This is a genomic window from Arthrobacter methylotrophus (assembly GCF_039539965.1).
In the GTDB taxonomy this organism is placed as follows: Bacteria; Actinomycetota; Actinomycetes; order Actinomycetales; family Micrococcaceae; genus Arthrobacter; species Arthrobacter methylotrophus.
Window position 1 is genome coordinate 252,763 of record NZ_BAABED010000001.1, and the last position, 22,980, is coordinate 275,742.

Below are 22,980 nucleotides of genomic sequence, written 5' to 3' on the forward strand. Positions count from 1 at the left end.
GACGATCTAGCCATCAGGACGAACTAGAGGAGTGTTTCGTGAGAATCGCGGTAACCGGAGGAAGCGGAAAACTGGGCAAGAGCGTGGTCCGCAGGCTGAGCGCCGACGGGCACGAGGTCATGAACTTGGACCGCGCGGGCGGGAGGGAGCGCGGCACAGTCACAGTGGACCTCCGCAACTACGGCCAGGTTGTGGACGTGCTCCTTGGATTGGACGATCGTCATGACGGGTTCGACGCGATCGTCCACCTCGGCGCAATCCCGGCTCCAGGGCTGCTTCCGGACGTCGCAACCTTCGAAAACAACATGCTCTCCACCTACAACGTCTTCCAGGCCGCCAGACGGGCGGGAATCAAGAAAGTTGTCTACGCCTCCAGCGAGACAGTGCTGGGGCTGCCGTTCGACGTCGATCCTCCTTATATCCCGGTGGACGAGGCATATCCGGCGCGACCGGAAAGCACCTATTCCCTGGTGAAGCACCTGGAAGAACAGATGGCCATCGAACTTACGCGCTGGGATCCCCAACTGAGCATCGTGGCCTTGAGGTTCTCCAACGTGATGGACCCGGAGGACTACGAAGCCTTCCCGTCCTTTGATGCCGACGCGAAACTTCGCAAGTGGAACCTTTGGGCCTACATCGACGGACGAGACGGTGCACAAGCAGTGGCGCGTGCTTTGGAGACCGCCACACCGGGTTTCGACGCGTTCATCATCGCGGCGGCGGACTCGGTCATGGGCCGCTCAAGCGCCAGCCTCGCCGCCGAAGTCTTCCCTGGGGTCAGCGTGACCAAGGAATTGGAAGAACACGAAACCATGCTGTCCATCGATAAGGCCAGACGCGTCCTGGGGTTCTCCCCGGAACACAGTTGGCGGGACTACCACTCGAACCGGACCACACCCACCGAAGACTAAGCCCACCGAAGGCTGAGGCGCCCGACGGCGGTACGTGCCTTGCGCCGTCGGGCCCTGCTGTCCGAACCAGACTCAGGTCTGGCAGAACTCCCCGCGCCGGGGAACAATTGATTCATGGTCAGCTACTCAGCGCTTGAAGCAGCGTCCAGCAAGAATCCGCATGACTGGGGCCGGGCGATGGCAACGGCAATGACGAAGCTCCTGGATGCGGCCCGCATTGATGGACGGCATTTTGAACATGAGTTCCTCTACGGCGAGGAACTGTGCATGAGGATCGACGAAAACAACGACGGAGCCACGGTCAAGCTTACGTGGACCCCCACGGACCCGGAGCCCAAAGAGGAGGAACCTGCGCAGTAGCCGCCATGGATATTACTCAGCAGAGGCCGTTCATGGCAGCGACGGCGACGTCCAGGAGCTGCTGGAACTCCGGCTGGCTGCTACCGTCCAGGGATTCAAGGTGCTTGGTCGTGTCAGACGGGTAGGCGAAGCTCACGGCGATCTGGCGTGTCCCGTCGCTGGTGGAGAAGGCGATGCTGGCAAACCATGTGCTGCCGCCGTGGCCGTAGTAGAAACCGTTGGTGCATTCGTCATTCCAACGCTGCAGTCCGAGTCCGTAGTTCTCTTCCCACATGGTTTGCATTTCCCGGAGGGTGTTCGCACTGAGTAGCCGGCCCTCCATGAGCGCAGCGTAGAAGGTGTTGATATCGCCGACCGTGGTGATGACTCCCTCTGCGGGAGAACCCAGGAGAAACCCCGGCTGAGAGGCGTTGACGCGCTCGCCGTCGATGAATTCGTAGCTCTGGATCATGTCGCGCGCATCCAGGACCGGCTCGGCGGACAGTGATGTGTGGTTCATTCCGAGCGGAACGAAGATGTCCGAAGCCAAGACGTCGCCAATCGGCTGGCCACGGAGCTTTTCGACGAGCGCGGCCAAGGCGTAGTAGTTGGCGCCCGAGTAGCGGAAGGGCTGGAAGTGCGCGGACCCCCATGGCACGGTTCCGGCCATCCGAAGGTAATCCTCGATGCCGAACCTCGTGTTCATGGCCTGCTTGGGCGTCATGGCCTTCAAGATGGCTTCCGGCGCGTCGGGCAGCCCGGAGCTGTGGTTCAGCAGGGAACGGACCGTCACTGGTCCCGGCGGGTGGACGAGTTGTTCGAATTCCGGCAAGTACTCCGTGATGGCGTCGTCGAGCCCTACCTTGCCCTCCTCCACCAGTTTGAGCACTGAAACTGCCACCATGGACTGGGTGATGCCGCCAGCCTGGATCAGGTCGTTGACGGCGGCAGGCTCCCCGGTTTCGACGTCCTGGCTGCCGTAGGCCTGGGACCATTCGCGTCCCCGGACTTTGATCCGGACGACGACCGCCGGTGCGCCCCGGCTGAGCATTTCATGGGCGAAGAAATCCACGGCGGGGGATTCGGGCAGTGCTGTTGGCGATGCGGACGCTGAGGTACTTGGCGGGGATTCAGGTGTCAGGGGGTAGGTGCACGCGGCGGAAGACAAGGTGAGGACAACACTGGCGGCCACCAGGAGCCTTGCAAGCGAAGGGGTAGCTCTCGACCGGGAAGTCGGGGCTACCCGCGCAGCCTGCATGACTGCCTCCTGAAGCTATCCCGGGGCAACGGCTAGGCGCCAGTGCCCCCGTAGTTTCGATCGTCCTCTTCGGAAGCGAGGGGGTCAACGCTGAAGACACGGGTGCGTCCCCGCCCAACTAGCTCGCAGTAGTTGTCGTTATGAGCGCTCAAAACGACAACTACTGCGAGTCAGTTGGGTAGTCGGGGGAGGACTAGGTCAGCTTGATCTGCCGGTTGACGTCCTTGTACAGCAAGTACCGGAACGGACCCGGGCCGCCGGCGTAGCAAGCCTGCGGGCAGAAAGCGCGCAGCCACATGAAGTCGCCTGCCTCGACTTCCACCCAGTCGTTGTTGAGCAGGTACATGCCCTTGCCCTCCAGGACGTACAGGCCGTGTTCCATGACGTGGGTTTCCGGGAAGGGTATGACCCCGCCGGGCTGGAAGGTCACGATGTTGACGTGCATGTCGTGGGCCAGGTCATTGGGGTCCGCGAAGCGGGTGGTTGCCCAGACGCCATTGACGTCCGGCATTTCGCCGGCCTCGACTTCAGCATCACTCGTGACAAAGGACTTGGCTTCGTAGCCCTCAAGGCGCTCGTAGGCCTTGCGGATCCAGTGGAAGGAGACGATGTCATCCGAGATGTTTTCCAGGCCCCACGTGGAACCGGCAGCCAGGTAGGCGTAGCCACCCTCCTCGAGCTGGTACAGTTCCCCGTCAAGGGTCAGGTTGACCTTGCCCTTGGTGACGAAGACGACGCCTTCAACGCCTGCCTCGAACTCGGCCTTGGGAGCGCCGCCACCCGGACCGATCTCAACGATCAGCTGGGAGAAAGTGGTGGCGAATCCCGAGATCGGGCGGGCAATGATCCAGGAACGCGTGTTGGAGAAGCCAGGCAGGTTGCTGGTCACGATATCGGTCAGCACGCCCTTGGGGATGACCGTGTAGGCCTCCGTGACGATCGCGCGTTCCGTAGTCAGGTGGGTCTGCGGCGGCAGGCCGCCTTGGGGATAGTAGTACTTGCCCATCATTGGATCCTTACTTGGAGGTGGTGTGTGCGAGCCGGGGATGCGCCAGTGCGGTCAGCCGGGAGAGTTCGACGCCGGCAAGCGCCAGCACTTCTTCGGAACCCACCGCTCCGCACTGGACGCCGCGCAGGACGAACGCGGCCAGGGCACGGGCGGTTGCGGGTTCGTCCATGATGCCGCCTTCGGTACGCTCCATGTAATTGCGGAGGCGGGCCGCGGCGGCAGGCAGGCCCTCGCGGTAGAAGGCATACGTTGCCGCGAAACGGCTCGGCAACTGGGCGGCATGCAAGTCCCAGCCCTGATAGTAGCCACGTTCAAGGGATCGCCGCACCAAACGGCCGTGCAGCTTCCACGCGTTCTCCACGTTGTCGCCCACCGGGATGATATTGGTGGAGCCGTCGGAGAGTCGGATGCCCGTTCCCGCAACGGCCAATTGCATGACTTCCTTGGCGAAGTCCGCCACGGGGTGCTCCATGGACTGGTACTCGGCCGAGATCTGCAACGAGGCCGAGTAGTCGTAGGTGCCGTAATGCAGTGCGCTGATGCGGCCCGGAACTGCGTGCGGGAGCTGAGCCACGGGGGAGGTTCCCTCCGGGCCCAGGATGAGCTGTGGCGTCTCGACCTGGACTTCGAAGCGGAGCCGGCCTGCCGGAAGGGAGTGGATCTCTTCCAAACGCGAGACCGCGAAGTCCATTGCCTGCACCTGGGCCACCGTGGTGACCTTCGGCAGCGTCAGGATGAGGCCCTCCGGGAGCTCTCCTGCGGATGCCAAGGTGGAGACGAACAGGTCCAAGGTCTTCAAGCCACGTGCCCGGGTGGGGGCCTCGAAGCACTTGAACCTGATCCCGATGAACGGCGGGGCCGAGCCCGCGGCAACGGCTTCGCTGACAGCCTGGGCCGCTGCGACCGCTGCGACGTCTTCCGTTTCGTCGCCGCGATCGCCGTAGCCGTCTTCGAAGTCGAGGCGCACGTCCTCGATCGGTTCGCTGCGGAGCTTGGCAGCCACACGGGTGGCGACGGCGGCAGCCAGCTCGGGCTCCTGGCCCAGCAACGTGCCGAGCCTTTCGAGACCGCCGTGGGCCTCCGCCGTCGTGATCGCCTGGGCGCCCCATTCAGCGGAGAGCGACGGCGTGAAACGGTCCGCCGGGACGTATACCGTGTGCACGGGCTGGCGGGTGCCATCGTCACCGGGGTAATTGCGCTCCAGGAGCTGGTCGGTGGCGGCCAGCTGGGAGTCGATCGCGGCGAGATCTGCCGGAGTCAAGGACGCAAAAAAAGAGGAAGCGGCCATCCCTACACCAGCTCGTAAGCGGGAGTGGTGAGGAAGTCCGTGTAGTCCTCGGAGAGACAGATGTCCGCGATCAGGCGGCTTGCTGGCACGTAGAACTTCTCGAAGGTCTCGGCGTCAACCTCGCTCCGCAGGCGATCGGTCTCCTCGCCGAGGATCCGGGTGACCAGTTCGCGGGTCACCGTGTTGCCGGTGTCGGCAAGGACGGACTTGTTGCGGATCTGCTGCCAGACCTGGGAACGGGAGATTTCCGCGGTGGCGGCGTCTTCCATGAGATTGTGGATGGCAACGGCGCCGCTGCCGGAGAGCCATACGGCGGTGTATGCAACGGCGACGTAGAGGTTCAGGCGAAGCCCGGCCTCGGTCACGTGGCCACCGGCGGAGGAAATGTCCAGCAGCTGCTCGGCGGTCACGGAGACCTCGGGGCGCTGCTTGTCCAGCTGGTTGGGCCTATCACCCAGAACCGCGTCGAAGACCTCGCGGCAGGTGGAGACCAGGTCCGGGTGGGCCACCCAGGAACCGTCGAAACCGTCGTTGGCTTCGCGGGTCTTGTCGGCCCGGACCTTCTCGAAGGCCTGTGCCGTGACTTCGGGTTCGCGGCGGTTCGGGATGACCGCTGCCATGCCGCCCATCGCGAAGGCGCCGCGCTTGTGGCAGGTCTTGACCAGCAGTTCCGTGTAAGCGCGCATGAACGGGGCCGTCATGACCACAGACGCGCGGTCCGGCAGGATGAAGGACTCGCCGGCGTCGCGGAAGTACTTCACGATGCTGAACAGGTAGTCCCAGCGGCCTGCGTTGAGGCCGGAAGCGTGGTCGCGCAGCTCGTAGAGGAACTCGTCCATTTCGAACGCGGCCGGGATGGTCTCGATCAGCATGGTGGCGCGGACGCTGCCCTGCGGGATGCCGAGGTAGTCCTGGGCGAAGACGAAGATCTCGTTCCACAGGCGGGCCTCTAGGTGGCTTTCCATCTTAGGCAGGTAGTAGTACGGGCCCTGGCCGTTGAGCAGGAGCTGCTTGGCCACGTGGAAGAAGTGCAGGCCGAAGTCCACCAGCGCGCCCACGGTGGGTTCGCCGTCGATCAGCAGGTGCCGCTCGTCCATGTGCCAGCCACGGGGGCGCGCGACGACGACGGCGAGCGGCGCGTCCGTGCGGAGCCGGTATTCCTTGCCCTCCGGTGAGGTGTAGCTCAGGGTGCCCTGGGCTGCGTCGCGGAGGTTGAGGATGGCGTCGACGACGTTGGCCCACGTCGGAGTGCTGGCATCCTCGAGGTCGGCGAGCCACACCTTGGCGCCCGAGTTCAGGGCGTTGATGGCCATTTTGGCAGGAGAGGCCGGACCGGTCATTTCGACGCGGCGATCCTGCAGGGCCGCAGGTGCCTCCGCAACTTTCCAGTCGCCGTCGCGGATGTCCTGCGTTTCCGGGAGGAAATCGAGCCGGCCGGTGCTGGCCACTTCTTCGCGCTTGGCGGCGCGGGCCGCCAGGAGCTCGCTGCGGGTGCCGGCGAAGCGGCGGTGCAGTTCCTCCACGAAGGCCAGCGCTTTGGGAGTCAGGATTTCCTCGGCTCGTTCGATCGGCCGGGGGTCTGTGACTGTGAGAGCCATGGGGGTGGTCCTTTCCTAGAGAGCGCTAGCGGCGGTGGCAGATGCTGCAGCTGCCGCTTGTGCTACCGCACTGGCGACGTCGGCGGCAACGTGGGGGTCGAAGACGCTGGGGATAATGTAGCTCGCATTCAGTTCATCATCCGCAACCCGGTTGGCGATAGCCTCTGCGGCAGCCACCAGCATCTCCGGGATGATGTCCGATGCTCCGGCGTCGAGCAGTCCGCGGAAGAAGCCCGGGAAAGCCAGTACGTTGTTGATCTGGTTCGGGAAGTCACTCCGGCCGGTGGCGACCACCGCGGCGTGCTTGGACGCAATCACCGGGTCGATTTCCGGGGTGGGGTTGGCCATGGCGAAAACGATCGCCTTCTCGGCCATCGAGGCGACCTGCTCTTCGCCGATCACGTGTGGAGCGCTGACGCCGATGAACACGTCGGCACCCTTGAGGGCTTCGTGCAGCGTGCCGGAGAAGCCTGCCTCGTTGGTGTTCGCGGCGATCCAGGTGCGGTGCTCGTCGTCGTACTTTTCGCCCGAGTGGATGGCGCCGGAACGGCCTGCGGCGACGATGTGCTGCGCGCCTTGGGCCTTGAGGAGCTGGATGATGGCCGAGCCCGCAGCGCCGACGCCGGAGACCACGATCTTGACCTCGGAGAGCTTCTTGTCCACTACGCGCAACGCGTTGACGAGGGCCGCAAGGGTGACGATTGCCGTACCGTGCTGGTCGTCGTGGAAGACGGGGATGTCGAGCTCGTCGCGGAGGCGCCTTTCGATTTCGAAGCAGCGCGGCGCAGCGATGTCCTCGAGGTTGACGCCTCCATAGACCGGGGCCAGGGCCTTGACGATCTTGATGATGTCCTCGGTGTCCTGGGTGTCCTGGGTGTCCAGGCAGACCGGCCAGGCATCGACGTTGGCAAACTGCTTGAACAGTGCGGCCTTGCCTTCCATGACCGGTAGGGCGGCGGCCGGGCCGATGTTGCCCAGGCCGAGTACCGCGGAACCGTCAGTGACGACGGCGATGGTGTTCCGTTTGACCGTGAGGTTGCGGGCAGCAGCCGGGTCTTCGGCGATGGCGAGGCAGACGCGTGCGACGCCGGGAGTGTAGGCGCGCGAGAGATCGTCGCGGTTGCGCAGGGCCACCTTGGGGACGACCTCGAGCTTGCCGCCCAGGTGCATGAGGAAGGTGCGGTCCGAGACGTGCTGGACGGTGACGCCGTCGAGCGCGTTGAGGGCGTCTTTGACGCGGTTGGCGTGGTCTTCGTCTGTTGTGTTGCACGTGACGTCGACAACCAGGGTCTCGTGGTGGGACTCGGTCACGTCCAGTGCGGTGACGGCTGCGCCTGCGGCAGCGACGGCCGCTGCGAGCTCGCTGGTGGCGGTGAAGCTCGACGGCGCGGCGACGCGCAGGGTGATCGAATTTCCGGGGCTCGGGTTCGCCATTGAATTTCCTCCTCGTGCAGGCCCGTAGCGGGCCTTCGCTCAAATCGAATGTTTTCGTATTATGGATATTATTATCTGCAAAGTGGAAATACAAGCCCTCGTTGTAGAGGTAAGCATTCCGGCGTCGCGTGCTGTATCTTGAGTGTTCTAAGCAATTCTTTTCACGATGTGGATAAGAGTTGTCGGATTCCGAGCCATAGGAGACAACGGAATGGCTGAAAAGCCCTCGGGAGGCGTGCAGTCCGTCGAGCGCGTCTTCGAACTGCTGGAACTCATCACCGACGCGGGCGGAGACGTGACGTTGAGCGAGCTGTCGTCGTCAACAGACCTGCCGCTCCCCACCATCCACCGCTTGCTGCGCACCTTGGTGTCCCTCGGCTATATCCGGCAACTTGCCAATCGTCGCTACGCCCTGGGACCCCGGCTCATTCGGCTGGGAGAGGGGGCCAGTAAGCAGCTCGGAGCCTTGGCGCGTCCCCAGCTGAAGTCACTCGTGGACCGGCTCGGCGAGACGTCCAACATGGCCGTGCTGGATTCCGACATGGTCATCTACGTGGCCCAGGTTCCGTCCCTGCACTCAATGCGCATGTTCACCGAGGTGGGCCGTCGCGCCCATACGCACGACACCGGCGTCGGCAAGGCCATCCTGGCCCAGCTGGATGACGAGGTGGTCCGCGGCATCGTGGCCCGCACGGGCATGCCCACTCCCACGGCAAAGAGCATCGGGGACATCGATTCCCTCCTTGCTGACTTGAACCGGATCCGCGAACGTGGCTATTCGATCGACGAGGAAGAGCAGGAGGTCGGCGTCCGTTGCTTCGCGATGGCCGTCCCCAACGCGCCCACGCCGACGGCTATCTCCGTTTCCGGACCGGTGTCCCGTGTAGACCAGCACTTTGCCGACCGCGCCGTTCCTCTCCTTCGCGAAGCAGCGCAGGCGATCTCCGACGAGCTGAACCAGAACTAGCCTTCTCTTCGTCGCGCGAACTGGCAGTTGTTGCCCCTTTTCTTGCGAAGTAGGGTCATTAGCTGCCAGCTCGCGCGGAAACGCCGACGCAAATGCCGCCCGACACGCGTGTGTCGGGCGGCGTTCGCGATTAAGAGCCGTCAGTGATCGACGGCGGTGGTTGAGGTCGTTGACTTGAGCGGCACTTCCTTGCCTTCCGCGTCGATCAGTTTGCCGTTCTCGAATCGGTCGCCGTGCGCAAGGCAGGCAATGTCCGCTTCGCTGACCACGCGCTCCGTTCCTGCCACGAACACCGACTGGTTGTCCGAGTTGCCGGCCTTGAAGTGGTTGAACAGGACATTGAGAAGGATTGCCATGAGGGCGGCCGAGCTGATGCCCGAGTGGAAGATCGTGCTAAACCACGCAGGGAACTGGTCGTAGAATTTCGGGGCCGCGATCGGGATCATGCCGAAGCCGATTGATGCAGCCACGATGATCAGGTTCATGTTGTTGTGGTACTCCACCTTGGAGAGCGTCCGGATACCGCTGGCGGCTACGGTTCCAAAGAGTACGACGCCGGCGCCGCCCAGGACGGGCGTCGGAACCGCTGCGACGACTCGGCCCAGGACGGGCAGCACACCGAGCACCACCAGGATGAGTCCGCCGGCGCTCACCACGAAGCGGCTCTTGATGCCGGTGATTGCCACGAGGCCGACGTTCTGGGCGAAGGCGCTCTGGGTGAAGGAATTGAAGATTGGCGAGACGGCACTGGAGAGCATGTCCGCACGCAGGCCGTTCCCGATGCGCTTGGAGTCGACTTTGGTTCCCACGATTTCGCCGACGGCGATGATGTCCGCCGAGGTCTCGGTCAGGGTGACCAGGATGACGATCAGCATGGAGACGATTGAGGCGATCTCGAAGGTGGGGGCGCCGAAGGCGAAGGGGGTGGGGAAGGCCACCACCGGACCCTGGCCGACCTTGGAGAAATCAGCCATTCCCGTGGCGAGGGCGACGATGGTTCCGATCACCATGGCAAGGAGGATGGACAAGCGCGAGATTGCCGCATTGCCGATCTTGCTCAGAAGCAGGACGATTCCCATCGTGGCCGCGGCGAGGCCGATATTCGCCACGCTGCCGTAGTTGGGCGCGGTGCTGTTGCCACCCATGGCCCAGCTGGCTGCGACCGGCATGAGGGTTAGCCCGATAGTGGTGATGACTGTACCGGTGACCACAGGCGGGAAGAATTTGATGATCTTGGAGAAGAGGGGTGTGATGACCAGTCCGATCAAGGAGGCCACCATCACCGAGCCGAACACCGCTTGGATCCCGCCGCCGCCGTTGACGATCGCCACCATGGTGGAAACGCCGGCGAAGGACACTCCCTGGACCAGCGGCAGCTGCGATCCGAAGAAGGGGATGCCGATGGTCTGCAGGATGGTGGCGACGCCGCCGACGAAGAGGCAGGCCGCGATCAGGAGGCCGATATCCTGCGAGGACATGCCTGCGGCCGCTCCAATGATGAGCGGCGGAGCGATGATTCCGCCGTACATGGTCAAAACGTGCTGGAAGCCGTAGGCGAATGTGCTCCCGATCGAGAGGCGCTTGTCCTCGGGCCGGCCCGGCACGGGCTCTGCGGGAGGGGTTTTCTTCTTGGTGTTCATGGCAGACTCTCTTGGTTCATGGCAGACGTCTTTGTCTGGCTAACAATGTCTGGCTAACGAATGTTGAGTTTTGGGTACGGCCGCCCAACTGACTCGCATTTGATGTCGTTTTGACGCTCCAAAACGACACTTACTGCGAGTTAGTTGGGCGGGTACCCGGGGGCTGGGGGCTTAGCAGAACCCGGCGATACCGCTCCAGGCGATGGGGGCAGGCGTCGTGTCGTCGCGCTGGACCGTGGCTTCGATCAAGCCATACGGGCGGTCAGCGGCGAAGAAGACCTCGTTGGGGTTGTCGAGGCCGAACGGGCTAAGGTCCACCAGGAAGTGGTGCTTGTTGGGCATGGAGAACTTGATCTCGTCCACTTCGCTGTGGGCTTCGAGGACCTTCTTGCCCATGTCGAACAGGGTCTGCTGCAGGGCGTGGGAGTAGTTCTCCGTGAAACCCTCCAGGAGCAGGGCTTTGATGTCCTCGTAGCTCTTGTTGAAGTCCGTCCCGGCAAGATCCAGGCCGGTGCTGTAGCGCCAGCGGGCCGAAACGTCGGTGGCGAGGATGCGGTCCGTGGTTTCGGGCAGCGTGGTGTACCGGTCGCGGGGATAACCCACGAAGCCGGACTGCGTGGTCTTGAGGACGGTCAGGTCCTTGAGGCCGGAAATGACGTGCGTGGTGTTGCCTTCGCGGACCACGACGGCGGTGCGGACTTCCTGCCCCTTGCGGACAAAGCTGTGGTCGTGTTCGGAGCCGTGGGCTTGGATGCGGTCCCAGGTGTAGGCCTCGGCTTCCCACCGGCCGCCGGTGACCCACTCGAAGCCCGAGGTGAAGTGTTCGCTCAGGCGCAGGAGGAAGGCCTCGGGGGAGCCGATGCCGTCACGGGCAAAGGCGTAGATGGTGTTCTTCTGGGTGTCCGTGGCGACGATGTGTGCGTTGTCGCCTTGGAGGTGCGCAGCCTGGAAGTCGCCACGCAATTGCGACGTGACGTTAAGGTCTTCGATCTGGTGGCGGTCGGTATCGCGGGTGACTTTGACGACGCGGACTTCTGCCTTGCCGTACTGGTTGTCTCCGAGGACGATGTTGTTGCTCATGGTCATATCCCAACTTCTATGAGGTGGAAACACTAAGGTCCACCAATGAAATTAAGCGCGTGTTTCATACGCGTTTCTGGTGGAGCCGACCCAACAAAAAAGAGCCGGCATCCGTTGATGCCAGCTCATTACGACCCTGCCTGCTGCTCCCAGGTTACGTGACCTGCGCCACGAATTGAAGAAAGCGTAGCCCATGTTTGCTAGTGGTGTACATCACCCCTGGAGAATCGTTATCTACTTTCCGAATGTGACCGCCACTGTCCGACGGCGGGAGCGCGGTCCGGCGGGCGCCTCTTGACGCGATTTCGGGAGGGCTTTAGTATTTTCCATATAACAAAAAAACTTTTCCAAGATGCGGAATGACTCTCTCATGTCTGAGAGTCTGGGTTCGCATCACCACGGATAACTTGAACGTATGAACGAGGAGGGCAGATGGACTCGCAGGATAAGAACAACGTGGTCGAATTCCCGGCGCCCGGCCAAGAACTGTACCTGCCGTTCGGCGCTACGGATCCTGACTTTTACATTCCGGCCGACTGTGACCGCAAGCCCGGGACATTCTCGCGATGGCTGCGTGCAATTCCGGCCTTCGGCCAACAGCGTTCCTAGGGCGCCTGCCCCTGGGGATGAATGACTCTGCGCAACAGCGTCAAGGTGGGCGGCACTGACCCCTCGCAGGGTGGTGCCGCCCGCCGCTTTGCGTTCCGTGACAGAACGTCAGCCGGGGGAATCTACATAGTCATGGCCCTGGCGATGGTCGAAGCAATCATGCTCACTTTGACGGCCACCAGGATGAAGCCCACAGCAAACAGGCCAATCAGTGCCCAAACCGGCGCGAGTCCGCGCTGTGGGGCGACCTTGTGGACGATCACGGAGCGGCCCACCACGTAGACGCCCGCGCCGAGGAAAGCCCATGCCCAGTGGAAGGGGCGGACCACCCCATCCCTTTGCAGCTTTTGCCAGTCGAGGTAAGACAAGAGAACGCTGACCCCGTAGATGAGCCAACCAGTGGCGATGAGCAGGAAGTATGGAACGCTGAACGAGCCGGGATCGAGGACCGGAACACGTCTGGCGCCCGCATACCGCAGATGAAAGACCGGGTTCCAGATAAGCAGGATGATCAGAGTGATCACCGGCAGTAGGGTGACGAGCCAGATGAATGGGTTGTAGACCGGGGTCTGCTTGCCGATTTCCGGGCGCGGCGTGGGCTGGAACGGTCCCGCGTATTGCCAACGGCCGGCGAACTGCCCAGGGCCGGCGAACTGGCCAGGGCCCCCGTATTGTCCTGGCCGCGCGGCCGAGGGCCACGCTGCGCCGGGCTGACCTGCCCCCGCCTGGGCGGCCGCGGCTTGTCCCGGTGAATTCCACGCGGTTCCGGTCCAGGCGTTGCCGTCCCACCACCGTAGTTGCCCTGAGCCTGAGGGGTCCGGGTACCAGCCTGGAGGGGTCGGCGTGTTGTGCTGGGGGACGGTCATAATATGCCTCCTGATCTACGACCTAATCGAGAGGCTACTCCAAACCTCTGATGATTTTCTGTGCGGCGGCTGAATGTTTGGCAATAAGTTCCGGGATGTCCAGATCCGGAACCCGGCCGTCCACGACGCGCCACTTGCCTCCCACCATGACACGGTCGGCGCGGTCCGCCGCACAGAGCAACAATGCCGCGATGGGATCGTGGCTGCCGGAGAATCGCAGCCCGTCCAGCGTGAACATGGCAAGGTCTGCCTGCATTCCGGGGGCGATCTGGCCAATGTCCGTCCTGCCCAGGGCTGCGGCGGATCCCCGCGTCGCCCAGCCGAGGGCTCTCTCCACGGGGACGTCCGCGCCATAGCGGAGCCGCTGGAGGTACAGCGCTTGCCGCGCTTCGAGGATCATGTTGGAAGCATCGTTCGACGCCGAGCCATCCACTCCCAGCCCCACCGGAACCCCGGCCGCCTCGAGTTCCAACACCCTTGCGGTGCCGGACGCGAGCCGCATGTTCGACGTCGGGCAGTGCGCGACGGCGGTGCCCGCGGCACCCAGCCGGGCGATCTCGTCGTCGTCGAAATGGATGCCGTGGCCAAGCCAGGTTCGTTTGCCAAGCCAGCCGACACTGTCCAGGTAGTCCACGGTGCGCAGCCCGAACATCTCGCGGCAAAAATCTTCCTCGTCGACGGTTTCGGCGAGGTGCGTGTGGAGCCGGACATCCAGCCGCTCGGCCATGGCGGCGCTCTCGGCCATGATCTCCCTGGTCACCGAGAACGGCGAACAAGGGGCCAAGGCAATTTGGATGACCGCCCCGTCCCCGCGTTCGTGGTACTTCCCGATCAGCCTTTCGCTGTCGGCCAGGATCACCTCCGGGCGCTGCACGGTGGACCGCGGCGGCAGGCCGCCGTCGTCCTCGCCCAGCGTCATGGACCCGCGGGTGAGCATGGCGCGCATGCCGAGTTCACGCACGACGCCGGCCTCAACATCGATCGCGTCCTCGAGTCCCGCGGGGAAGAGGTAGTGGTGGTCGGCTGCGGTGGTACAGCCGGAGAGCAGCAGTTCCGCGAGGGCCACTTTGACGGCAAGCTCCAGGCTGTCCGGGGTGAGGCGGGCCCAGACGGGATAGAGGTTCTGTAGCCAAGGGAACAGCGGCGCGTTGGCCACCGGGCCCCAGGCACGCGTGAGCGTTTGGTAGAAGTGGTGGTGCGTGTTGATGAGCCCGGGCAGCAGGACATGGCGGCCGGCGTCGAAGCTTTCATCGCAGGGTGCGGAAGGTTGCTTTCCGGCGGGGACGAGCTCGGCGATTTTCCCGCCACTGACAACGATGCCGCCATCGGCGTCGAGTCCGTTGGCGGTGAAGACTGCGAGGGGATTCTTGATCCAGAGCCGGGAAGGGCTTGGATCCGTTGCTGGGGCCGCTGGCTGGAAATCGGATTTCGGGGACATGGGAATCCTTGTCTGGTCGGCGTAGTTGCGTTCCAGCTCAGTGGTTCCCGTCTGCTGATCCAGGTTCCGGCGGTCAACCCTGCCGGTGGCACCCAGCGTAGGTGGCTCCCCGAAATGCGTCAATGTGACCGGCGTAGGCACTCTGCACTCTGCACCCGGCCGTAGACGTAAATTTCACATGTCGAAACTTTTTTTCCAGAAACTATGGCGCGGCTCACATCTCCGGTGCTAATCTCATTTTGCCAAAGGCGGGCACCCGGACTCCGGGAAGCTATCTACCAGGCGAAACCTTCACAAGCACATGCTGAAGCCTGGTAATCGCAGCACTGGTCTGTCATGTTCAGATGCCTCCCTGGTTACAGGCTTCCTCAGCACTAAGGAAGTCGCACATGAGTACCACCGTCACGGCCGAACATTTCCTGGCCACCTCCATTGGGCTGGCAACAGCCAATGTCCTCAACAGCGGCGGGCCGTTCGGTGCCGTCATTGTCACCGCGGATGGCCGCGCCTTCGAAGGCGTCAACCGGGTCACCGCTACCAACGACCCCACGGCGCACGCCGAGGTCACCGCCATTCGCAGTGCCTGCCGCGAGCTCGGCACCTTCGATCTCAGCGGAGCCACCCTCTATACGAGCTGCGAGCCATGCCCCATGTGCTTGGCCTCGGCCCTCTGGGCACGCGTCGGCAACGTGGTTTTCGCGGCAGACCGGCACGACGCCGCCTCCGTCGGCTTCGACGACGCCGTCTTCTACGAATACTTCGAGAACGCGGACCGGGACAAGCTCATGCCGGTCACCAAGCTGGAGCTGGGCGGCCCCCAGGCGCCGGCCATCCTGGAACCGTTCATCACTTGGAACACGCTCGATTCCAGGATTGACTACTAGGGCCCGGTGGCTGAAATGACAATCCTGGACCCCGCAGAAATGCGAACGGCAACTGAAAAGCAGGCTGCGCCCTTGGACGCAGGGCAGACAGAGGCACGCGAAAAGCACACGGCAACGGGACTGGCGACGCGGGGCAACGCCCCCAAGCCCCCGGCGTCGAACTCTTTCCTGGACGGTTTCTTCCAGATCACCAAGCGTGGCTCCACGCTGGCCCGCGAATTCCGCGGCGGCATTGTCACGTTCTTCACGATGGCGTACATCGTCATCCTCAACCCCCTGATTCTGGGCGGATTCTCGGCCCAGAACGCACCCACGGACGTGGCCGGCGGATGGCTATCGGCGGCGCAGGTCGGGGCCGTCACAGGCTTGACGGCCGGCGTCATGACGGTCCTCTTCGGCCTCATCGCGAACCTGCCGTTCGGGCTCGCCGCGGGCTTGGGCATCAACTCGTTCCTGGCAGTCGCCGTCATCCATGAAGTCACGTGGCCGGAAGCCATGGGCCTGGTGGTCATCAACGGCATCCTGATTGTCCTGTTCGGCGTCACGGGTGCCCGGACTGCGATCTTCAAGGCTGTCCCCAAGAAGCTCAAGGCCGCCATCACCGTTGGCATCGGCCTGTTCATCGCCTTCATCGGCTTCGTCGACTCCGGCTTCGTCCGCCCCACCAAAGGCGGACCCCCGGTTCAGCTCGGCACGGATGGTTCCATCACCTCCATCCCCACTCTCGTTTTCATCGTCGGTCTGTTGGTCATGGGTATCCTCGTGGCCCGCAAGATCCAAGGCGGACTCCTGATCGGAATCGTCGCCACCACGGTCCTCGCCGCCGTCGTCGAGGCCGTCATGCACATCGGGCCTGGCAGCGCCGCCAATCCCGGTGGCTGGCACCTCAATACTCCGGTACTGTCCGGCCAGCTGGTCTCCGCCCCGGACTTCAGCCTGGTGGGCCACTTCGACCTTTTCGGCTCGTTCACCCGGATCGGCGGCCTGGCGGCCACGATGCTGGTGTTCACGCTCGTGTTCACCAACTTCTTCGACGCCATGGGCACCATGACCGGCCTCGCCAAGAGCGCCGGCGTGGCTTACAAAGACGGCACGTTCCCCAAACTGAAGTCGGCCTTCATCGTCGAAGGCCTGGGCGCGGTAGCCGGCGGCGCGACGTCGGGCTCGTCAAACACCGTGTACATCGACTCCGCTGCCGGCATTGGCGAAGGTGCCCGCACCGGCCTGGCTTCCGTGGTCACGGGCCTGTTGTTCCTGGGCTCGATGTTCCTGACCCCGCTCACCAGCGTGGTTCCGCTCGAGGTCGCAGCCGCAGCCTTGGTGGTAGTGGGAGCCATGATGATGGCACAGATCCGCGAGATCAAATTCTCCAAGTTCTCGGTGGCTCTGCCGGCCTTCCTGACCATCGTCACCATGCCCCTGACGTACTCAATCGCCAACGGCATCGGCGTCGGGTTCATCTCCTGGTCCGTGATCCACGCGGCATCGGGCAACGGCAAGAAGGTCCATCCGCTCATGTGGGTGGTGACCCTGGGCTTCCTGATCTACTTTGCCCGCGGGCCGATCAGCACCCTCTTGGGATCGTGACCTAGGATAGCGGGCCATTGAGACGGCGGTCCGGCCGCGCTTCACCGCAATGAATAGGCGTCCTCCGATCGCTCTCCAACCGCACAGGACGGACGACGACGGCGGACGGCGGCAAAGCGTGGCCGCGCCGCCCAGGACCGGGGTGGGAAATGAGAGGCCCGCCCCGGTCCTCTTCACCCAACGGGCTGTTTGTTTACCCGAAGCCCTCCTGTACAGACGCAAGGAATGAGAATATGAGTCAAGATCGCACACTGCCCCGGGCGGGCCTCCGGCCCGGGACCGCGGTAAAGGAAGTGGCGCCATGCTGGATTTGATGCCTTCTCTGAGCACATGGCGGCCTGCGGTCTCTGGCCAGCGCTGCGCCGTCGCCACGATCGTGGCCGCGGAAGGCTCCGTGCCCAGGCCCCTCGGCACTTCCATGCTGGTCTCCGAATCCGGCGATGTCCTCGGCAGCCTCTCCGGAGGGTGCGTGGAAGGCGCCGTGGTGGACGCCGCCCTTGAAGCAATTCGCGACGGCGGCAGCCGCCTTGAGTGGTTCGGCTACAGCGCCGAGGACGCATTCGCCGTCGGGCTCAGCTGTGGCGGCGAGCTGGAAGTACACATCCAGCCAATCCAATCAACCAGCGCCGCGGGCCTGGACTTGGCTTTGCTGGGTGCCGTGAGCGGCCGGCCGTCTTCCCTGGCACTCATCCGCAGGCTCGACGCCGCGGGAAGCGCCGTGGTGGTCCTTGATCCGGCGCACTTTTCCGCCGAAGGTTCACCGGAACTCTCAGCGCTGCTTGGTGGGGATGCCGCCGTGATCCGTGCGGCAGCGCAGCTCGAACCGCTTCTGCATGGTGGCCGTGCCGGCCTGGTTCGGCTCGCCCCGGCCGAGGGCTGCGGGGGCTCCGTGTCGGAAGCCGAACCCCTCACCCTCCTCGTGGAAAGCCGCTTGCCCGCATCCCGCATGCTCATCTTTGGTGCCAACGACTTCGCCGCGGCACTGCTCCCCGCCGGAAAACTGCTGGGCTACGACGTCACCCTCTGCGATGCCCGGCCCGCATTTTCGGGCCAGGACCGGTTCCTTGCAGCCGATCAAATCGTCAACGATTGGCCGCACCGCTACCTGGCCGCAGAAGCAGCCGCCGGCCGCATCGATTCCCGCACCGTGGCGTGCGTGCTCACCCACGATCCCAAATTCGATATTCCGCTGCTGGAAACCGCCCTGGGCCTGGGCCTGGTGTATGTGGGAGCCATGGGTTCGCGGCGCAGCCACCGGCAGCGGATCGATGCGCTTGCCGCTCGCGGAGCCACGGTCGAGGCCCTGGAACGCCTGCATTCGCCGATCGGACTGGACCTCGGTGCCGTCACTCCCGCCGAAGTGGCGGTCTCCATCACCGCCGAGATCCTCGTTTCCCGTGCTCCGCGAGCGCCCCGAGCTGCTTCCGGCTGGGGTTCCCTCAAGGACGGCGCAGGCTCGATCCACCAACGCACCCCCGCGAACCGCACTGTGGAAGACAGCAAGGTGAACCCATGGACATGAACACCATTGAAGCCGTGGTTGCCACCACCGATCCGGGCCAATGGCGCGAGGGCGACGCCTGGCTTGCCGGCGGCACAGTCCTGTTCTCCTACGGCAGCCCTGTGTCCACCGAAGAACCACTGAAGCGGTTGCTGGACCTCGGTCATGCCGGGTGGCCCGCCGTGACCGTGAGCGACGCCGGCATCGAGCTGGCTGCCACCTGCACCGTCGCGGAGCTGTACGCGCTCCCGGTGTCGGACGCCGTGGCGGGACGCGACTGGCCAGGACTGGACATGTTCCGTCCGTGTTGTGATTCGTTCGTCGCTTCCTTCAAGGTGTGGAACATGTCCACCGTTGGCGGCAATCTGTGCACTTCGCTCCCGGCGGGTCCCATGATTTCGCTGTGCGCCGGCTTGGATGCCACGGCCACCATCCTTGGCCGGCACGGCAGCAGCCGCACTGTTCCGGTGGCTGAATTCGTGACCGGGGACGGAAAGAACTGCCTGGCACCCGGCGAACTCCTGCGCAGCATCCAGCTGCCGGCGTCGTCCGTTTCCGCTCGGGTCGCTTTCCGCCGGCTCTCGCTCAGCAACCTCGGCCGATCTGGCGTGCTGCTGATCGGAAGGCGCGACGCCGATGGCAGCCTGGTCCTCACCGTCACCGCTGCCACCAAGCGGCCCGTGCAGCTGCGGTTCGCCGCAGCGGAGCTGCCGGACGCCGGCCAGCTGGCCGCCGCCGTCGAACGCTCCATCCCCGCGGGGCTGTACCACGACGACATCCACGGGCTCCCGGAATGGCGCCGCGACATGACCCTTCGGCTTGCCGAGGAGATCCGTGCGGAACTGTGTGGCCCAGAAGAGCCGGGCGGACCGCTCACCGTCTCGGGCGATTTCTGGCCGCCGCACGCCACCTCGCCGCAACCGTCCACCCAAGCAGCATTCAACCCCGAGCAGCAGAAGGAGGCCTGAGCATGGCAATCGAGATCAACGGAACAGCCACCGAGGCCGCACCCCGCCCGGGCCAGTGCCTCCGGACGTTCCTGCGCGAACAGGGCAACTTCGGCGTCAAGAAAGGGTGCGACGGCGGCGACTGCGGCGCGTGCACCGTCCACGTGGACGGTAAACCCGTGCACAGTTGCATCTACCCGGCCGTCCGCGCCGAAGGGCACACGGTCACCACCATCGAGGGGTTGTCCGGTGCGGGAGTGTCCGGTGGGGAAGAGCTGCATCCCGTGCAGCAGCAGTTCCTGGAGAACCAGGGCTTCCAGTGCGGCTTCTGCACAGCAGGCATGATGATGACTGCCGCCACTTTCGACGAGGAACAAAAGGCCAACCTGCCGCGCAGCCTCAAGGGAAACCTGTGCCGCTGCACAGGCTACCGCTCCATTGCCGACGCTGTGTGCGGCGTCGCCCGCAACGGGCAAGACACCTCCGACGGCGGTACGGCAGCTCTGGCCTCCTCCGGCCAGCTCGGCGACGACGTCCCCGCCCCGGCAGGCCACGCCGTCGTCACGGGCACAGCCCGCTACACCCTCGACGTGCCGGTGGAGCATCTCCCGGGAATGCTCCACCTCAAACTGCTGCGCTCACCCCACGCGCACGCCCGGATTGTCTCGATCGATACGACGGCGGCCCTCCAAGTACCCGGCGTCGTCGCCGTGTTCACCCACGAGGACGCGCCGGACCGGTTGTTCTCCACGGCCCAGCACGAGCTTTACACCGATGATCCCGATGACACCCGCGTCCTCGACAACGTCGTGCGCTTCATCGGCCAGCGGGTTGCCGCCGTCGTCGCCGAATCCGTGGGCGCAGCGGAATCCGGGGCCCGGGCTATCAAGGTGCAGTACGAACTCCTCGACGCCGTCTTCTCGCCGCAGGACGCGTTGCTGCCCGGCGCGCCCGCGATCCACGGCGAGAAAGACGCGGAAACGGCCCGGATCTCCCGCCCGCACCACAACGTCGTGGCGGAGGTCCATTCCGAGCTCGGGAACGGCGAAGCCGGATTCGCCGAGGCCGACTTCATTCATGAGAACACATACCAAACCCAGCGCGTACAGCACGTCGCAATGGAAACGCATGCCTCCATCGCGTGGATGGAAGCTACGGAGGTCCCGGGGGAGGACCGGCTCGTGGTGCGTTCCTCCAGCCAAGTGCCGTTCCTGGTCCGGCGCACCCTGGCCCGCGTGTTCGATCTCCCCGAGGCCCGCGTCCGCGTGGTGGCCGGCAGGGTAGGCGGTGGCTTCGGCGGCAAGCAGGAAGTGCTCACCGAGGACCTCGTGGCGATGGCGGCCCTTAAGCTGCGCCGCCCCGTACAGGTGGAATTCACCCGCACCGAACAATTCACCGCCACCACCACACGTCACCCCTTCACTATCAAAGTCAAGGCCGGAGCCAGCCGCGACGGCCACTTGACAGCGCTGCAGCTGGACGTCGTCACCAACACGGGGGCGTACGGAAACCACGCGCCCGGAGTCATGTTCCACGGTTGCGGCGAGTCCTTGGCCGTCTACAACTGCGCGAACAAGAAGGTGGACGCACAGGCTGTCTACACCAACACCGTTCCGGCCGGTGCCTTCCGCGGCTACGGCTTGAGCCAGATGATCTTCGCGATCGAATCCGCCGTGGACGAGCTCGCCATCGAAATCGGCATGGATCCGCTGGACTTCCGCCTCAAGAACATGGTCCGGCCCGGTGACCACATGCTCTCCACCAACCCTGAACCGGAAGAGGACGTCTTTTACGGCAGCTACGGCTTGGACCAGTGCGTGGCGTTGGTTCGTGATGCGCTCGAACGGGGCGAGAAACGCTACCGGGACGCCGGACTGGACAACTTCGGCCCGGGGTGGGTCACCGGCGTCGGCTCCGCGCTGTCGATGATCGATACCGTTCCGCCGCGCGGCCACTTCGCCCACACGCGCCTCAGGCTCCTTCCGGACGGCACGTTCGATGCCGCCGTCGGGACCGCCGAGTTCGGCAATGGCACCACAACGGTCCACGCCCAACTCGCTGCGACGGCCCTTTCCACGGGCGCTTCGCAGGTGGCCGTGCGCCAGTCCGACACGGACCTCGTGGAACACGATACCGGCGCGTTCGGCTCCGCAGGCACCGTGGTGGCCGGGCAGGCAACCTTACTCGCGGCGCAGGAGCTCGCACTCCGGATCCGGGCTGTGGCGGCCGCGCTCGCGGGTGTTGCGGAGGCAGACTGTGTGCTCGAGGAATCTGCTGTGCGCTGCGGTGAGCGGCTCTTGGCGCTGAAGGAGGTGTACGACGTCGGGCAGCAACAGGGCATGGAACTCGCCACGGAGGGCCGTTGGGGAGGCACCCCACGTTCGGTCGCGTTCAACGTCCACGGGTTCCGGGTGGCCGTGAACACCGGCACGGGGGAGCTCCGGATCCTGCAAAGCGTTCAGGCCGCAGATGCCGGCGTCGTGGTCAATCCGCGGCAATGCCGTGGTCAGATTGAAGGCGGGATCGCCCAGGCGCTGGGTGTCGCCCTGTACGAGGAAGTCCGCGTGAACGACGCAGGCAAGGTCACCACCGACATCCTGCGGCAGTACCACATTCCTTCTTTCGCGGACGTGCCACGCAGCGAGGTCTACTTCGCGAAAACGAACGACCAGATGGGTCCGCTCGGTGCGAAGTCCATGAGCGAGAGCCCGTTCAACCCCGTGGCGCCCGCGCTGGCCAATGCCATCCGGAACGCCACCGGGGTGAGGTTTGCCTCTCTCCCCATCGCCCGGGACAAGATCTATCTGGCGCTCAAGGACGCCGCCGCTGCCGCCCCCACCCAACTAACTCGCATTTAACGTCGTTTTGAGGCGTTTTAGCGACAACAACTGCTAGTTAGTTGGGTGGCTGGTCGCTGAGGAGGCGCAGCTGGTCCTTCGTATCCACGTCGGCTCCGTCGGCGAGGTCGCTGCAGTCGACGACGTCCACGAGCCCGGGGTGGGCTTTGAGGAAACGGCGGGCTCCGGCGTCGCCGGCGGCGGACTCGGCGACCTCGGCGCGAAGGGCGGCGTCGATGATCAAGGGATGGCCGCGCCGGAGCTTTATTGTGCTGCTGCCGTCGTAGACAGTGTCCGGGTATCCCGCTGCTGTCACGCGGCCGGGTAAGTGCGCGGCCAGCAGCCGGGCGACGACGGCGGGGGTCACCCCGGGCTGGTCCACCAACGCCACCAGGACGTTGTGGCCGTCCGCCGCAGCGGCAAGACCTGTCCGGAACGAGCCGGCCATGCCGGACGCCCACTCCGGGTTGTCCACCACGAGGTACTTCTCCAAGTCCGTGGCGCGACGGACTTCCTCTGCTCCGGCTCCAAGCACCACCACTACGTCATGGCAACCGCCGTCGAGCAAGGTCTTGGCAAGTACCTCGACCAAGGTGTGGCCGCGGTACGGCAGCAAGGCCTTGGGACCCAGGCCCAAGCGTGTCCCTGCGCCCCCGGCCAACAGCACACCCGTCGTGGAGCTGGGGCTGGTAACGTTCATGGGTTCACCCTATCGATGCTCTCTAGCCTTACTTTTCTTTCCGAGATACGTCTACCGAAAAAGGTTGAATATTACCCGTGGGTAGGC

General features: G+C 64.4%; 19 protein-coding genes. 9 read left to right on the forward strand and 10 right to left on the reverse strand.

Annotated features, from left to right (window positions below):
• Positions 1 to 38: 38 nt before the first annotated feature.
• Both ABD884_RS01315 and ABD884_RS01320 read left to right on the forward strand, forming a co-directional pair.
• Entirely contained in the window at positions 39 to 911 is an 873-nt protein-coding gene (locus tag ABD884_RS01315) for an NAD-dependent epimerase/dehydratase family protein (RefSeq protein WP_345034463.1), read from the forward strand.
• 114 nt (positions 912 to 1,025) lie between these two features.
• Entirely contained in the window at positions 1,026 to 1,271 is a 246-nt protein-coding gene (locus ABD884_RS01320) for a hypothetical protein (RefSeq protein WP_028265426.1), read from the forward strand.
• A 16-nt stretch (positions 1,272 to 1,287) separates the two neighbouring features.
• On the opposite strand, the gene ABD884_RS01325 is transcribed toward ABD884_RS01320, so the two are convergent.
• The 5 genes from ABD884_RS01325 to ABD884_RS01345 form a co-directional block, all read right to left on the reverse strand.
• Positions 1,288 to 2,508 (reverse strand): serine hydrolase domain-containing protein, encoded by a 1,221-nt coding sequence (locus ABD884_RS01325; RefSeq protein WP_345034472.1) that lies wholly within the window; start codon positions 2,506 to 2,508, stop codon positions 1,288 to 1,290.
• A gap of 193 nt (positions 2,509 to 2,701) precedes the next feature.
• Positions 2,702 to 3,514, reverse strand: coding sequence for a bifunctional allantoicase/(S)-ureidoglycine aminohydrolase (locus ABD884_RS01330; RefSeq protein WP_345054353.1), 813 nt, complete (start codon positions 3,512 to 3,514; stop codon positions 2,702 to 2,704).
• 10 nt (positions 3,515 to 3,524) lie between these two features.
• Positions 3,525 to 4,805, reverse strand: coding sequence for a DUF6986 family protein (locus ABD884_RS01335; protein ID WP_345034475.1), 1,281 nt, complete (start codon positions 4,803 to 4,805; stop codon positions 3,525 to 3,527).
• 2 nt (positions 4,806 to 4,807) lie between these two features.
• Entirely contained in the window at positions 4,808 to 6,403 is a 1,596-nt protein-coding gene (gene aceB / locus ABD884_RS01340) for a malate synthase A (protein ID WP_345034480.1), read from the reverse strand.
• A 15-nt stretch (positions 6,404 to 6,418) separates the two neighbouring features.
• Positions 6,419 to 7,837, reverse strand: coding sequence for an NAD-dependent malic enzyme (locus tag ABD884_RS01345; protein ID WP_345034485.1), 1,419 nt, complete (start codon positions 7,835 to 7,837; stop codon positions 6,419 to 6,421).
• A 211-nt stretch (positions 7,838 to 8,048) separates the two neighbouring features.
• Here ABD884_RS01345 and ABD884_RS01350 point away from each other — a divergent pair, with 211 nt between their 5' ends.
• Positions 8,049 to 8,804 carry an IclR family transcriptional regulator gene (locus ABD884_RS01350; RefSeq protein WP_345034492.1) on the forward strand — a complete coding sequence of 252 codons (756 nt, stop codon included), beginning with the start codon at positions 8,049 to 8,051 and terminating at the stop codon, positions 8,802 to 8,804.
• A gap of 140 nt (positions 8,805 to 8,944) precedes the next feature.
• Here the strand turns inward: ABD884_RS01350 and ABD884_RS01355 are convergent, their stop codons facing one another.
• Positions 8,945 to 10,444: a nucleobase:cation symporter-2 family protein gene (locus tag ABD884_RS01355; RefSeq protein WP_345034498.1), complete on the reverse strand. Its 1,500-nt coding sequence runs from the start codon at positions 10,442 to 10,444 to the stop codon at positions 8,945 to 8,947.
• Between the two features lie 171 nt (positions 10,445 to 10,615).
• A complete protein-coding gene (pucL, locus tag ABD884_RS01360; RefSeq protein ID WP_028265419.1) occupies positions 10,616 to 11,530 on the reverse strand; it encodes a factor-independent urate hydroxylase in 915 nt (304 codons plus the stop codon).
• A gap of 426 nt (positions 11,531 to 11,956) precedes the next feature.
• Between pucL and ABD884_RS01365 the strand changes: the two genes are divergently transcribed.
• Positions 11,957 to 12,133: a hypothetical protein gene (locus tag ABD884_RS01365; protein WP_197023118.1), complete on the forward strand. Its 177-nt coding sequence runs from the start codon at positions 11,957 to 11,959 to the stop codon at positions 12,131 to 12,133.
• A gap of 122 nt (positions 12,134 to 12,255) precedes the next feature.
• On the opposite strand, the gene ABD884_RS01370 is transcribed toward ABD884_RS01365, so the two are convergent.
• On the reverse strand, positions 12,256 to 12,999 hold the full coding sequence (locus ABD884_RS01370; protein WP_345034513.1) for a DUF2510 domain-containing protein: 744 nt from the start codon (positions 12,997 to 12,999) through the stop codon (positions 12,256 to 12,258).
• A gap of 34 nt (positions 13,000 to 13,033) precedes the next feature.
• Positions 13,034 to 14,437: an 8-oxoguanine deaminase gene (locus ABD884_RS01375; RefSeq protein WP_345054357.1), complete on the reverse strand. Its 1,404-nt coding sequence runs from the start codon at positions 14,435 to 14,437 to the stop codon at positions 13,034 to 13,036.
• Positions 14,438 to 14,826: 389 nt separating this feature from the next.
• Here ABD884_RS01375 and ABD884_RS01380 point away from each other — a divergent pair, with 389 nt between their 5' ends.
• From ABD884_RS01380 to ABD884_RS01400, 5 genes are all read left to right on the forward strand, one after another.
• A complete protein-coding gene (locus ABD884_RS01380; protein ID WP_345034518.1) occupies positions 14,827 to 15,321 on the forward strand; it encodes a nucleoside deaminase in 495 nt (164 codons plus the stop codon).
• Between the two features lie 15 nt (positions 15,322 to 15,336).
• Positions 15,337 to 16,908 (forward strand): NCS2 family permease, encoded by a 1,572-nt coding sequence (locus tag ABD884_RS01385; protein ID WP_376953700.1) that lies wholly within the window; start codon positions 15,337 to 15,339, stop codon positions 16,906 to 16,908.
• Positions 16,909 to 17,209: 301 nt separating this feature from the next.
• On the forward strand, positions 17,210 to 18,430 hold the full coding sequence (locus ABD884_RS01390; protein ID WP_345034527.1) for an XdhC family protein: 1,221 nt from the start codon (positions 17,210 to 17,212) through the stop codon (positions 18,428 to 18,430).
• Complete coding sequence (locus ABD884_RS01395) at positions 18,421 to 19,377, forward strand: FAD binding domain-containing protein (protein WP_345034536.1); 957 nt, start codon at positions 18,421 to 18,423, stop codon at positions 19,375 to 19,377. The genes ABD884_RS01390 and ABD884_RS01395 overlap by 10 nt, the downstream gene beginning before the upstream one ends.
• A 2-nt stretch (positions 19,378 to 19,379) precedes the next feature.
• Entirely contained in the window at positions 19,380 to 22,214 is a 2,835-nt protein-coding gene (locus tag ABD884_RS01400; protein ID WP_345034542.1) for a molybdopterin-dependent oxidoreductase, read from the forward strand.
• Positions 22,215 to 22,251: 37 nt separating this feature from the next.
• On the opposite strand, the gene nboR is transcribed toward ABD884_RS01400, so the two are convergent.
• Positions 22,252 to 22,893, reverse strand: coding sequence for a nicotine blue oxidoreductase (nboR, locus tag ABD884_RS01405; protein ID WP_345034548.1), 642 nt, complete (start codon positions 22,891 to 22,893; stop codon positions 22,252 to 22,254).
• Between the last annotated feature and the right edge of the window lie 87 nt (positions 22,894 to 22,980).